Raw genomic sequence first — 11711 nt, forward strand, 5'->3', positions numbered from 1 at the left:
CCCGGCCACCCGCGGCTGATCCGCCAGATCGCACGCCGCTACCTGGAAAACGGGATGTCGGTGGACCCGAACGAGATCATCGTGACGGTCGGCGCGACGGAGGCGATCAACCTCTGCCTGCAGGCGGTCGCGAAACCGGGCGATACGATCGCGGTGGAATCGCCGACGTTCTACGCGATGCTGCACGCGATCGAACGGATGGGGATGAAGGCGATCGAGGTGGCCACGCACCCGGAATACGGAATCGATATCGCGGCGCTGGCCGCGATCGCGAAGTCGCAGCCGATCGCAGCGTGCATGGTGATGCCGAACTTCCAGAACCCGCTCGGCTTCCAGATGCCGGACGAGCGCAAGCGCGAGCTGGTCGAGTTCGCGACGAAGACCGGGATGCCGCTGATCGAGAATGGCGTGTACAACGAACTGTATTTCGGCGATGCGCATCCGAGTTCGCTGAAGTCGTATGACCGCAGCGGGATCGTGCTGCATTGCTCGTCGTTCTCGAAGAGCCTGACGGCAGCATACCGGATCGGCTGGGCGCTGCCGGGGCGCTATCGTGACCAGGTCGAGAAGTTGAAATTCCTGAACACGCTCGCGACGCCGTCGCTGCCGCAGCTCGCGATCGCGGAGTTTCTCGAACGCGACGGCTACGAGCATCACCTGCGGCGGATTCGCAAGGCGTACGCGCAGCAGGCGAACCTGATGCGCGCGATGGTGTCGCGATTCTTTCCGGAAGGCACGCGCATCTCGAGCCCGGCGGGCGGGTACGTGCTGTGGATCGAGCTGCCTGCGCAGATCGACGCGATGCGGCTGTACCAGCTCGCGCTGGAGCAGGGGATCACGATCGGGCCCGGCTACATGTTCTCGATCACGGACAGCTACCGGAACTTCATCCGGCTGAACTACAGCAGCCCGTGGTCGCCGGAGATCGAGCAGGCGGTGATCACGGTCGGGAAGCTGGCGGCGGCGTGCATGCGGTAAGCGGGCGCGCGCGGTATCGTGTGCTTCAACGACGAAGCCGGCCTGGTGCCGGCTTTGTCATTTCGACGGGATGAAGCGGTGGCCGCGCCGAAGACGTATCCGGTGGCATCCGTCACCGCCGCTCGTCATCGCCGGCCGGGCGCTCGCAATCGAGTGCTCCGGAGGTTTGCCTGACCGATGTTACCCGCCCGTCACCGGCGGGAAAAATGCCACCTCGCTGTCCTCCCGCACGACGAATCCCCCCGTCACCATCTCGAGATTCACCGCGGCCCGCACGGGCCGGTCCATCCGCAGCGCGTCCGCGCTGCGCGCGTCGCGTGCGGCCAGCGTGTCGCGCAGCGCGTCGACGGTAAGTTCGCGCGCATCGATCTCGACGATTTCCTCGTCGAGATCGAGTTGCTCGCGAATGCTTGCAAAGTATTTGATCGTGAGTTTCATTGCTTAGTCTTTCGAAGGAGCGGCGGAATCGGAAACACGACGCGACGCAATCAGCCCCAGCGCCGCATCGCCTGGTCGTCGTGCGCTTTCGCCTCGACCCAGCCGGATACGCCGTCGTGGCGGATCTCCTTCTTCCAGAACGGTGCGTGGGTCTTCAGGAAATCCATCAGGAATTCGCACGCATCGAACGCGGACCCGCGATGCGCGGCGGCCACCACGACCAGCACGACCGCCTGGCCGAGCGGGATGCGCCCGACGCGATGCACGATCCTGATCGTTTCGAGCTGCCAGCGCGCGCTGGCTTCCTCGACGATGCTCCACAGCGCCTGTTCCGTCATCGTCGGATAGTGCTCGACCTCGAGCGCGATCACGTCATCGACGTCGCCTTCGTTGCGCACCACGCCGAGGAAATTCACGACCGCGCCGACATTCGGATTGCGAACGATCGGCGCGAGCTCGGCGCCGGCATCGATCGGCGCGTACTGCACGCGCACTTCGAAGCCCGCGGCAATCGACGGTGGCGGTTCGGGATGCGGGTCGGGCGCGTTGTCGGGAGCGGGACTGCCCGCTTGCAACGGATCGTCCGGCAGCCCGGCACGGGATTCGGTGAAGCTCGTCATGACGGTTCTCCTGTAGGCGGTGCGTGTGGGGTCGCGCGGCGGCCGCTCAGCCGCCGACCAGCGACATGCGCACGGTCGGATAGGTCTTGCCCGGCGCGCGGGCCGGCCGTGCGGCCCGGCGCTCGGAATAGCGGTCGTCGCGGTGCGTCCAGCGATCGCGCACGGCGGCGGCGAGGTCGGCGCTCGCCGCTGCGTCGTCGAGCCACGGCCGCAGGTCGGTGCCTTGCGTCGCGAACAGGCATGTGTAGAGCTGCCCGTCGGCCGACACGCGGGCGCGAGAGCAGGTGCCGCAGAACGGATGCGACACGCTCGCGATGAAACCGACTTCGCCCGCGCCATCGATGTGCGCGCAACGAATCGCGGTCGCGTCGTGCCCCGGTTCGCCGACGAGCACGAGCGGATAGTGTTCGTCGATCAGTTCGCGCATCTGCGCGGCCGTGACGACCTTGTCGCCGGACCAGAAGCTCGCGCCGCCGACGTCCATGTATTCGATGAAGCGCACGGCCACGCCGGTATGCCGGAAGTGCCGCACGAGCGGCAGGATCTGGTGGTCGTTCGCGCCGCCCTCGATCACCGCGTTGACCTTGACCGGTGCGAGCCCGGTCGCCTGCGCGGCCTCGATGCCGGCCAGCACGCGCGACACGGGCACGTCGGTGTCGCTCATCCGGCGGAACACCGCGTCGTCGAGCGCATCGAGGCTGACCGTCACGCGCGACAGGCCCGCGTCGCGCAGCGTGCGCGCCTTCGCGGCCAGCAGCGAGCCGTTGGTCGTGAGCGCGATCTCGACGGGCTTGCCGTCGACGGTCGTCAGTGCGGCGAGGCGTTCGATCAGCGCTTCGAGGTTGCGGCGCAGCAGCGGCTCGCCGCCGGTGATGCGGATCTTTTCGACGCCGAGCGACGTGAACGCACGGGCGATCTTTTCGAGTTGCGCGAACGACAGCCGCTCGGACGACGGCATGAACGCATAGTCGGCGCCGAAGCTTTCGCGCGGCATGCAGTAGCCGCAGCGGAAATTGCATTGATCGATCACGGACAGGCGCAGGTCGCGCAGCGGGCGGCCGAGCGTGTCGGACGGGCGGGGGAAAGCGCCGGGCGATGCGCCGCCGGACAGTGCGGCAGCGGCCGGCGCGGCGGAAACGATGGCATTCACGATCGGTTCGTCTGCCTGCAAGAAGTAAGCGGTGGGGCGTCGCCGGTCGGCCGTGCGTGTGCGGATGGGCAGGCGCACGGCGCGTGACGAGCCTCATCGTGAGGATAGTCCGCCGGGTTTTGGCGGCAGGGACACAATCGCGCCCGAATCGTAGGGATACAGTTCACCGAGCGGCCGGCGTGGCCGGCGCGGCGGTGCATGCCGCGAATCGGGCGGGTGAGCGACGTCGCGCTCATGCGAGCCAATGCGCGAATTCGTAATACGGTACCGCGTCGCCGCATGCGATGCGCTGCCCGGCCGGCAGCCGGGCCAGCCCGCTCGCCTGCACGAGCGACTGCAGCGTGCCGGCGCCTTGCTGGCGCAGCGTGTCGAGCGCGGGCGTGCCGTCGAGGCCGACGGTGCAGTGCACGCGCACGAAGCGCTCGCGCTGCGGATCCGGTTCGAAGTCTGCGTCGATCGGCAGCGACGGCACGATCGGCATGCGTGCGTTGCGCCCCTGCAGCCGGCGGATCAGCGGCGCGACGAACAGCGCGAACGCGGTCGTCGCGGCCCCCGGATTGCCGGGCAGCAACACCATCGGCTGCGTGTCGAGCCGGGCGAGTGCCACCGGCTTGCCCGGCTTCATGCGCACGCCGGCGACGATGAACGACGCGCCGAGCGCGTCCAGCGCGGGGCGCAGCAGATCCTTGTCGCCCACCGACGCGCCGCCGACGCAGATCACCAGGTCGCAGCCCGCGTGCAGGTCGCGCAGCGCACGATCGACGGCGGGCGCCGTGTCGGCCGCATGCAGGCTCATCGCGACCTCGGCACCGGTTCCCGAGACCAACGCGGCGAGCATCGGCGCATTGCTGTTGTAAATCTGGTGCGGCGCACGCGGCCGCCCGCACGCGACGAGCTCGTCGCCGGTCGTCAGGATGCCGACGCGAAGCGCCGGGCGCACGTCGACGCGCGCGAACCCCTGCGCGGCGGCCACGCCGACATGCATCGGGCCGATGCGCACGCCGGCCGGCACGAGCAGGTCGCCGGCGCACACTTCCTCACCCTGGCGGCGGATATGCGAGCCGCTGCGCTGCGGCGCGTCGAACGCCACCCAGCCGTCCTGCTCGCGTGCGTGCTCCTGCATCACGACGGTGTCCGCGCCGGGCGGAATCACGCTGCCGGTGAAGATGCGCGCGGCCGTGCGCGGGGCGAGCAGTGCCGGCGTGTCGCCCGCATAGCAGCGCTGCGCGACGTGCAGCGGCTCGCCGTGCGCGAGATCCGCGTGACGCACGGCGTAGCCGTCCATCGCGCTCTGGTCGGCCGGCGGCTGGTCGAGCACGGCGGTGAGCGGCGCGGCCAGCACGCGGCCGGCGGCTTCCGCGACCGGGATGGACGTGGTGGCGCCGAGCGGCGCGAACGCACTGGCGAAATGCTGCTGCGCGGTATCGAAATCGGTCAGGGGTTTCATCGGAAGAGCGCCGGATGCGCTTGAGCGAGCGCGGGTTGATCGGGGTGAGTGGGGGGCGCGGCGTCGGGCGACACGTACTCGACGAAGCCGTCGTTGCGGCAGAAGCCGACCAGCCGCACGCCGGCTTCGCGGGCGACGTCGATCGCGAGCGAGGTCGGCGCCGAGATCGTCGCGATCATCGGGATGCCGACCCGCGCGGCCTTGCGCACCAGTTCGTAGCTTGCGCGGCTCGACAGGAACACGAAGCCGTCGTGCAGGTTGGCGCGGCGCCGCGCGAGCCGGCCGATGAGCTTGTCGAGCGCGTTGTGGCGGCCGACGTCCTCGAACACGTCGAGCACGGCGCCGTCGCGGTCGCACCACGCGGCCGCGTGAATGCCGCCGGTCTCGCGCATCAGCGTCTGGTGGGCCGGCAACGCGCGCGCGGCGCGTTCGATCGCTGCCGCGCCGATACCGGCGGCCGTGCCGGCGGCGGCGATGCGCGGCGGGTGCAGGTCGAGCTGCGCGATGCTTTCGATCCCGCATACGCCGCAGCCGGTGCGGCCGGCCAGCGCACGCCGGTGCGCCTTCATCGCCATGAACGCCTGCTGCGACACGGTCAGCCGCACTTCGGCGCTGCCGGCCCGGCATTCGCTTTCGATGTCGAAAACGTCCGATGCGCGCTCGACGATGCCTTCGCTCAGCGCGAAGCCGAGGCCGAACACGTCGAGGTCGATCGGGGTGGCCATCATGACCGTGTGCGCAATGTCGTTGAACACGAGTGCAACCGGCGTTTCGTCGACGACGCGATCGACGGTGTCGCGCGCTTCGCCGGCACGGTGACGCGTGACCTGACACGCGGTGCTGCCGGTCGGATCGTCGCGGCGGATGCAGGACTCCATGCGGTGTTCTCCAGGCGGATCGGCCGGCGCGCCGGCCGGGTCGGGCGGGTACGCCGGACCAGGGGAATCGGGATGCTGCCCGGCGGGCGCGGCCGAGAGGGCGCGCCGTCGCCTCGGGCAGGCGTTTCATGGGATGTTAAGGGGGATGACAGGCGCACCGGATGCACAGCGCCGCCACGCGGAAAGCAGTACAGCTGACCATCCCGCCGGCACGAAATGTGTTTTCCGTGCACACATCTTCGGCGGCGTAAGCAGCACAGTTTCAACGCACGTTCGAACGATTGCGAGTATCGTTGCAAACGCGATATCGTCATTCACGCTTCGATGCCATGCGAGCGACCGTTTGTCTTCGCATGTGTTGTCGCCAAGCCGTCGCGCGATTTCCTGCTTCGAGCGTACGTCCTCACAACCACGAGCAAATTACGGTCATGGAAATCTTCGATGCGTTCCATCTCGCCCGCTTGCAATTCGCGTTCACGGTGTCGTTCCACATCGTGTTTCCCGCGATCAGCATCGGTATGGCGAGCTTCCTGGCAGTGCTGGAATGGCGCTACCTCGTCACCGGCGATGCCGCCTACAAATCCATGTTCCAGTTCTGGTCGAAGATCTTCGCGATCGGCTTCGGGATGGGCGTGGTCTCCGGCGTCGTGATGGCGTACGAGTTCGGCACCAACTGGGCCGGCTTCTCGCGCGTGGCGGGCAACATCACGGGCCCGCTCCTCACGTATGAAGTGTTGACGGCGTTCTTCCTCGAAGCCGGCTTCCTCGGCGTGATGCTGTTCGGCTGGCAGCGCGTGAGCCCGCGCGCGCACTTCTTCGCGACGCTGATGGTCGCGGTCGGCACGCTGATCTCGACGTTCTGGATCCTCGCGTCGAACAGCTTCATGCAGACGCCGCAAGGCTACAAGATCGAGAACGGCCTCGTCGTGCCGGTCGACTGGTTCAAGATCGTCTTCAACCCGTCGTTCCCGTTCCGGCTCGTGCACATGACGATCGCGGCGTTCATCGTCGCGGGCTTCATCGTCGCCGCGTGCGGCGCGTGGCACCTGCTGAAGGGGCGCCGCGACGAGCCGGTGAAGCGCAGCTTCTCGATGGCGCTGTGGATGCTGCTGGTGCTGGCGCCGATCCAGATCGTCGTCGGCGATGCGCACGGGCTGAACACGCGCGAATACCAGCCGGCGAAGATCGCGGCGATCGAGGGGCTGTGGGAAACGGAGAAGGGCGGCACCGCGCTGAACCTCGTCGGGTTGCCCGACATGCAGGCCGAAACCACGCGCTATGCGATCCAGGTGCCGCACCTCGGCAGCCTGATCCTCACGCACAGCTGGGACGGCGAGATTCGCGGGCTGAAGGAATTCCCGCCGCAGGACCGCCCGTATTCGCCGATCCTGTTCTGGACGTTCCGGATCATGGCGGGCCTCGGGATGCTGATGCTGCTCACCGCGCTGCTCGGGCTGCTGCTGAGAAAGGGCGGGCGCCTGTATGAAACGCGCTGGTTCCAGTGGTTCGTGGTGGCGATGGGGCCGTCGGGCATCGTCGCGCTGCTGGCCGGCTGGATCACCACCGAGGTCGGGCGGCAGCCCTGGACCGTGTACGGCGTGCTGCGCACCGTCGATTCGGTCTCCCCGCTCACCGCGCAGCAGGTCGGCGTGTCGCTGCTGGTCTTCGTGGTCGTGTATTTCCTGGTGTTCGGAACGGGTATCTATTACATGATGAAACTGATGAAGCGCGGGCCGGCTGCCCAGGCCGGGTATATCGAGCTGCACCGGCACCCGGGGCTGCGCAAGAGCGCGCTGTCCACGCCGCTGAACGTCACCGAAGCGGAGTAAGCCATGCAAATCGATCTTCCTGTCGTGTGGGCCGCGATCATCGGCCTCGGCGTATTCATCTACGTGATGCTGGACGGCTTCGATCTCGGCATCGGGCTGCTGTTTCCGTTCTTCGATGCGAAGGCCGAGCGCCAGGTGATGCTCGACACCGTCGCGCCGGTTTGGGACGGCAACGAGACGTTCCTGGTGCTCGGCGGCGCGGGGCTCTACGGCGCGTTCCCGGTCGTGTATTCGACGCTGCTGCCGGCGAACTACCTGCCGCTGGTGCTGATGCTGGTCGGGCTGATCTTCCGCGGGGCGGCGTTCGAGCTGCGCGCGAAGGCCACGCGCACGCAACACATGTGGGATCTCGCGTTCATCGGCGGCTCGGCGCTTGCCGCGTTCTGCCAGGGGATCGTGCTCGGTTCGCTGCTGCAGGGCATCAAGGTCGAGAACAACCAGTTCGCGGGCGGCCCGTTCGACTGGCTGTCGCCGTTCAGCCTGCTGTGCGGGATCGGCGTGCTCGTCACGTATGCGACGCTCGGCTGCGGCTGGCTGATCCTGAAGGTCGACGGCGAGCTGCAGCGCAAGATGCGGCTCCTGATGAAGCCGCTCGCGGGTGTGCTGCTCGCCGTGATGGGCGTTGTCAGCCTGTGGACCGTGATCGGGCTGCCCGCCGTCGCGCATCGCTGGTTCGGCAGCGGCAACCTCGGCTGGTTCCTGCCGGTGCCGGTCCTCGTCGTCGCCTGCGTGTGGGGCATCTTCCACACGGTGAAGCGCGAGCACGAGGCCACGCCGTTCCTGCTGACGCTCGCGCTCGTGTTCCTCGGCTACACGGGGCTCGTGATCAGCATCTGGCCGAACATCGTGCCGCCGTCGCTGTCGATCTGGGACGCGTCATCGAGCCCGTCGAGCCAGAAGTTCGCGCTCGTCGGCACCGTGATCGTGTTGCCGATCATCCTCGTGTACAACGCGATGCAGTACCGCGTGTTCCGCGGCAAGGTGCGCGAGGGCGATATCGGTTATCACTGAGCGGCCATGGCTGAACGCCGCATGACGTGACGGGCATGGCAGGCGCGGGCGTATCATCACGCGCAGCGCATTGCCCGGCCCGGCATTCACCCGACAGCGGCCCGCCACGCGCGGGCCGTTGCGCATCAAGCGCCGGCGCGCCGTTCGATGCATTTCCTGGCAGTCGAGAAAACACCATGATCGTCCGACCACAACAAAACTGGCTCAGGATGCTGTTCGTCTGGAACGGCTCCGTGCTGCAATCGATCATTCCGCAGCTCGTGTTCATGGCGATCGTCAGCACGCTGGCGGTCTTCACGAACGGGCGCATCTTCGGCGAGAAGATTCCCCTCAACACTGCGCCGTTCACGCTGTTCGGGCTCGCGCTCGCGATCTTCCTCGGGTTCCGCAACAACGCGAGCTTCGAGCGCTTCAAGGAGGCGCGGCATCTGTGGGGCAACCTGCTGATCGCGGCGCGCACACTGACGTCGCAGTTCAATCGCTACCTGCCCGACAGCGTGAGCGACGCCGAGCGCAACCGGCTGGCCGACCTGCTGATCGCGCTCACGTATGCGCTCAAGCATCAGCTTCGCCATACCGATCCGACCGCGGACCTGCAGCGCATTCTCGGTACGCAGCGCACGGCCGAGCTTGGCGGCAAATGCTTCAAGCCGGTCGCGATCCTCGACGAGCTGCGCGGCGGTATCGTCCGCGCGCTGGGCCGTGCGCCCGGTAGCGATGCGACCTGCTGGATGTTCGAGACGCAGCTCGACGAGGTAGGCAAATCGGTCGGTGGTTGCGAACGCATCCTGTCGACGCCGATTCCGTTCTCGTACAGCGTGCTGCTGCATCGCACCGTGTATGCGTACTGCGTGCTGCTGCCGTTCGGTCTCGTCGATTCGACGGAGTTCTTCACGCCGCTGATCTGCGTGTTCATTTCATACACGCTGATCGCGCTCGAAGCGATCGCGAGCGAGGTGGCCGAGCCGTTCGGCCTCGCACCGAATGCGCTGGCGCTCGATGCAATGACGCGCACGATCGAACGGTCGGTGCTCGAACTGGGCGACCGTCCGATGCCGGAGGAATTCGTGCCGGCGTCGACTTACCAGATCACGTAAACGGCGGCGCGTCGCAGCGCTACTTCGATTTCGAGCCGGCGCCGGGCGGCAAGGTCGGGCAGGTCATGCGTTTCCTGGGGCGTCGTGGCGTCGTGAGCGTGTGGACGACGGGGAAACGATAGCCGGGGCGGGCAGGCGGGGCATCGGCGGGAGTGGACCAAGGGCCGTCGGCGTGGACGCTATCGCGCGTGACGGTGTCGAGTGTTCACGTATCGCCCACGAACGGTAGGGAGACTTCCGTGAGTATTGACGCGCTCGGGTAGACTCGTGTGCCCTTCAACGGAGTAGATGCAATGCAACTGCTGGATCACGTGTCAATCGGCGTGCCGGATATCGACCTGGCGCGCCCGTTCTACGATGCCATCATGGCTGCGCTGGGCGCAGCCAAGGTCTATGACAGGCCGACCGCGCTCGGCTATGGCGAACGTTGCAATGCGAACGACACCGCATCGACTTTTCTGGCGGTCTACCTGGATCCCGCTGAAATCGGCGCGAGCAAGCGGCACTGGTGCTTCAAGGCCGCGAGCCGCGAGCAGGTGGATGCGTTTTTCGAAGCTGGCCTGGCGACGGGCGGGCAGTCCGACGGCGAACCCGGCTTGCGGCCGCATTACCACGGCGACTACTACGGCGCGTTTCTCGTCGACCCGGCCGGCAATCGGGTCGAGGCGGTGTGCAACGCGTCCGTGCCGGTGCACGCATCTTGACGAAGGTGCGGTTCGCTCGACGCTCGCGCGCGTGACGCGATGAACGCCACGCGCCGGCCCGATGCCGACCCGCAGGCAAAGCGCGTTCGCATTCGCGTGCGCTTTGCCTGCGTCGCTCAATCGAAGTAATTCAACCCCATCGCACCCTTCACCTCGGCGAGCGTCGCGCCGGCCACGTCCCGTGCATGCAGCGTGCCGCGCTTGAGGATCGCCATCACTTCGGCCTTGTCGGCCTCGAATTCGCGGCGGCGCGCACGGATCGGCTCGATCAGCGCCTGCAGCCGCTCGTTCAGCATGCGCTTGACGACGCTGTCGCCGAGGCCGCCGCGACGGTAGTGGGCCTTCAACTCGTCGACCTTCTGCACGTCGGGCTCGAACGCATCGAGGAACGTGAACACGACGTTGCCCTCGACCTGGCCGGGGTCGCTCACGCGCAGGTGGTTCGGGTCCGTGTACATGTCCTTCACGGCTTGCGTGATCTCGTCCGGCGTCGAGCCGAGCGTGATCGCGTTGCCGAGCGACTTGCTCATCTTTGCCTTGCCGTCGATCCCCGGCAGCCGCGTGACCGCCGACAGCACGGCCTCGCATTCGACCAGCACCGGCTGCTCGACGGTCGCGTTGAAGCGGCGCACGAGTTCGTTGGTCTGCTCGATCATCGGCAGTTGATCGTCGCCGACCGGCACGTGCGTCGCCTTGAACGCGGTGATGTCGGCCGCCTGGCTCACCGGGTAGGTCAGGAAGCCGGCCGGGATGTCGCGCTCGAAACCGCGCAGGCGGATCTCTTCCTTGATGGTCGGATTGCGTTCGAGGCGCGCGACCGTGACGAGGTTCAGCAGGTATTGCGACAGCTCGGCGAGCTCGGGCACCTGGGACTGCACGACGATCGTCGAGATCGCCGGATCGATGCCGACCGCGAGATAGTCGAGTGCGACCTCGATCACGTTCTCGGTGACGCGCTGGCGGCGGCCCATGTTGTCGGTCAGTGCCTGCGTGTCGGCGAGCAGCAGGAACTGCTTCGCTTCGTGCTGCATCTGCACGCGGGCGCGCAGCGAGCCGATGTAGTGGCCGAGGTGCAGCGGGCCGGTCGTGCGGTCGCCGGTGAGGATGGTCGGTCGGGTCGGGTGGGTCATGTTGGTCGTTGCTCCGGGTTATCGAAGCCGCCAGCCATGGTGTCCGCGCAGAAACGCAAATGCCGCCATCGCTGGCGGCATCACGTTTGGGACATGCAAAAGGAAACGGGCCGCCTGGGTCAGGCGCGCCACCAGCAATGCACGTTCGGCGAGGCGGGTTTCGTTTTCATCGCGGCAGTATAGCGTAGTGGCCGGAAGACCGTGCGAGTGCGCGTCAGCGGATGACCGACTCCATCGCGAGGTACGCGGTTTCGGCCGACGGCCACAGCAGGTACAGCAGGCCTGCCATCAGCAGCAGCGCGCCGGCACGTGCCAGCGGCGTGCGGTCTTTCTCTCGCGGAGGGCGGGGGGGCTGCTTCGAGTTCTTCATGCTTCAGACTTGCCGGCGCGTAAAGCGCCGCTCCAACGGTTGCTGCAACGGGGTCGGGT

The 11711-nt window shown here is 67.3% G+C and carries 12 protein-coding genes; 5 read left to right on the plus strand and 7 right to left on the minus strand.

Translation table 11 applies throughout. The features are described from left to right. On the plus strand, positions 1 to 978 hold a 978-nt coding region (locus FFS49_RS41120), incomplete at its 5' end, for a PLP-dependent aminotransferase family protein (RefSeq protein WP_137910423.1). Between the two features lie 180 nt (positions 979 to 1158). On the opposite strand, the gene FFS49_RS41125 is transcribed toward FFS49_RS41120, so the two are convergent. The 5 genes from FFS49_RS41125 to fdhD all read right to left on the minus strand — a co-directional run bounded on the left by FFS49_RS41125 (position 1159) and on the right by fdhD (position 5511). Beyond that, the gene (locus FFS49_RS41125; protein ID WP_046546751.1) at positions 1159 to 1416 is read right to left on the minus strand and encodes a MoaD/ThiS family protein; all 258 of its coding nucleotides are present in this window, start codon (positions 1414 to 1416) and stop codon (positions 1159 to 1161) included. Between the two features lie 50 nt (positions 1417 to 1466). Next, a complete protein-coding gene (locus FFS49_RS41130; protein ID WP_046546752.1) occupies positions 1467 to 2036 on the minus strand; it encodes a molybdenum cofactor biosynthesis protein MoaE in 570 nt (189 codons plus the stop codon). 46 nt (positions 2037 to 2082) lie between these two features. Next, positions 2083 to 3207, minus strand: coding sequence for a GTP 3',8-cyclase MoaA (gene moaA, locus FFS49_RS41135; RefSeq protein WP_105818994.1), 1125 nt, complete (start codon positions 3205 to 3207; stop codon positions 2083 to 2085). A 211-nt stretch (positions 3208 to 3418) separates the two neighbouring features. Beyond that, positions 3419 to 4633 carry a gephyrin-like molybdotransferase Glp gene (gene glp / locus FFS49_RS41145; protein WP_105818993.1) on the minus strand — a complete coding sequence of 405 codons (1215 nt, stop codon included), beginning with the start codon at positions 4631 to 4633 and terminating at the stop codon, positions 3419 to 3421. Next, the gene (fdhD, locus tag FFS49_RS41150) at positions 4630 to 5511 is read right to left on the minus strand and encodes a formate dehydrogenase accessory sulfurtransferase FdhD (protein WP_105818992.1); all 882 of its coding nucleotides are present in this window, start codon (positions 5509 to 5511) and stop codon (positions 4630 to 4632) included. The genes glp and fdhD overlap by 4 nt, the downstream gene beginning before the upstream one ends. 428 nt (positions 5512 to 5939) lie before the next feature. On the opposite strand from fdhD, the gene FFS49_RS41160 reads away from it, so the two are divergent. From FFS49_RS41160 to FFS49_RS41175, 4 genes are all read left to right on the plus strand, one after another. Then, complete coding sequence (locus tag FFS49_RS41160; RefSeq protein WP_039342394.1) at positions 5940 to 7340, plus strand: cytochrome ubiquinol oxidase subunit I; 1401 nt, start codon at positions 5940 to 5942, stop codon at positions 7338 to 7340. Positions 7341 to 7343: 3 nt separating this feature from the next. Further along, complete coding sequence (gene cydB, locus FFS49_RS41165) at positions 7344 to 8351, plus strand: cytochrome d ubiquinol oxidase subunit II (protein ID WP_039342396.1); 1008 nt, start codon at positions 7344 to 7346, stop codon at positions 8349 to 8351. 176 nt (positions 8352 to 8527) lie between these two features. Continuing rightward, complete coding sequence (locus tag FFS49_RS41170) at positions 8528 to 9448, plus strand: bestrophin family ion channel (RefSeq protein WP_105818991.1); 921 nt, start codon at positions 8528 to 8530, stop codon at positions 9446 to 9448. Between the two features lie 293 nt (positions 9449 to 9741). After that, positions 9742 to 10152 carry a VOC family protein gene (locus FFS49_RS41175; RefSeq protein WP_105818990.1) on the plus strand — a complete coding sequence of 137 codons (411 nt, stop codon included), beginning with the start codon at positions 9742 to 9744 and terminating at the stop codon, positions 10150 to 10152. Between the two features lie 116 nt (positions 10153 to 10268). Here the strand turns inward: FFS49_RS41175 and trpS are convergent, their stop codons facing one another. Both trpS and FFS49_RS42330 read right to left on the minus strand, forming a co-directional pair. Further along, on the minus strand, positions 10269 to 11282 hold the full coding sequence (trpS, locus tag FFS49_RS41180) for a tryptophan--tRNA ligase (protein ID WP_105818989.1): 1014 nt from the start codon (positions 11280 to 11282) through the stop codon (positions 10269 to 10271). Positions 11283 to 11496: 214 nt separating this feature from the next. Beyond that, positions 11497 to 11652: a hypothetical protein gene (locus FFS49_RS42330; RefSeq protein ID WP_171026916.1), complete on the minus strand. Its 156-nt coding sequence runs from the start codon at positions 11650 to 11652 to the stop codon at positions 11497 to 11499. Between the last annotated feature and the right edge of the window lie 59 nt (positions 11653 to 11711).

It is taken from the genome of Burkholderia sp. 4NA327C6, from assembly GCF_005502655.1.
In the GTDB taxonomy this organism is placed as follows: domain Bacteria; phylum Pseudomonadota; class Gammaproteobacteria; order Burkholderiales; family Burkholderiaceae; genus Burkholderia; species Burkholderia contaminans.

What these genes read in the sequence shown, in the direction of transcription:
- FFS49_RS41125 (WP_046546751.1), bottom strand. Translation starts at nt 1,416, where the DNA reads ATGAAACTCACGATCAAATACTTTGCAAGCATTCGCGAGCAACTCGAT.
- FFS49_RS41130 (WP_046546752.1), bottom strand. Translation starts at nt 2,036, where the DNA reads ATGACGAGCTTCACCGAATCCCGTGCCGGGCTGCCGGACGATCCGTTG.
- glp (WP_105818993.1), bottom strand. Translation starts at nt 4,633, where the DNA reads ATGAAACCCCTGACCGATTTCGATACCGCGCAGCAGCATTTCGCCAGT.
- fdhD (WP_105818992.1), bottom strand. Translation starts at nt 5,511, where the DNA reads ATGGAGTCCTGCATCCGCCGCGACGATCCGACCGGCAGCACCGCGTGT.
- FFS49_RS41160 (WP_039342394.1), top strand. Translation starts at nt 5,940, where the DNA reads ATGGAAATCTTCGATGCGTTCCATCTCGCCCGCTTGCAATTCGCGTTC.
- cydB (WP_039342396.1), top strand. Translation starts at nt 7,344, where the DNA reads ATGCAAATCGATCTTCCTGTCGTGTGGGCCGCGATCATCGGCCTCGGC.
- FFS49_RS41170 (WP_105818991.1), top strand. Translation starts at nt 8,528, where the DNA reads ATGATCGTCCGACCACAACAAAACTGGCTCAGGATGCTGTTCGTCTGG.
- FFS49_RS41175 (WP_105818990.1), top strand. Translation starts at nt 9,742, where the DNA reads ATGCAACTGCTGGATCACGTGTCAATCGGCGTGCCGGATATCGACCTG.
- trpS (WP_105818989.1), bottom strand. Translation starts at nt 11,282, where the DNA reads ATGACCCACCCGACCCGACCGACCATCCTCACCGGCGACCGCACGACC.
- FFS49_RS42330 (WP_171026916.1), bottom strand. Translation starts at nt 11,652, where the DNA reads ATGAAGAACTCGAAGCAGCCCCCCCGCCCTCCGCGAGAGAAAGACCGC.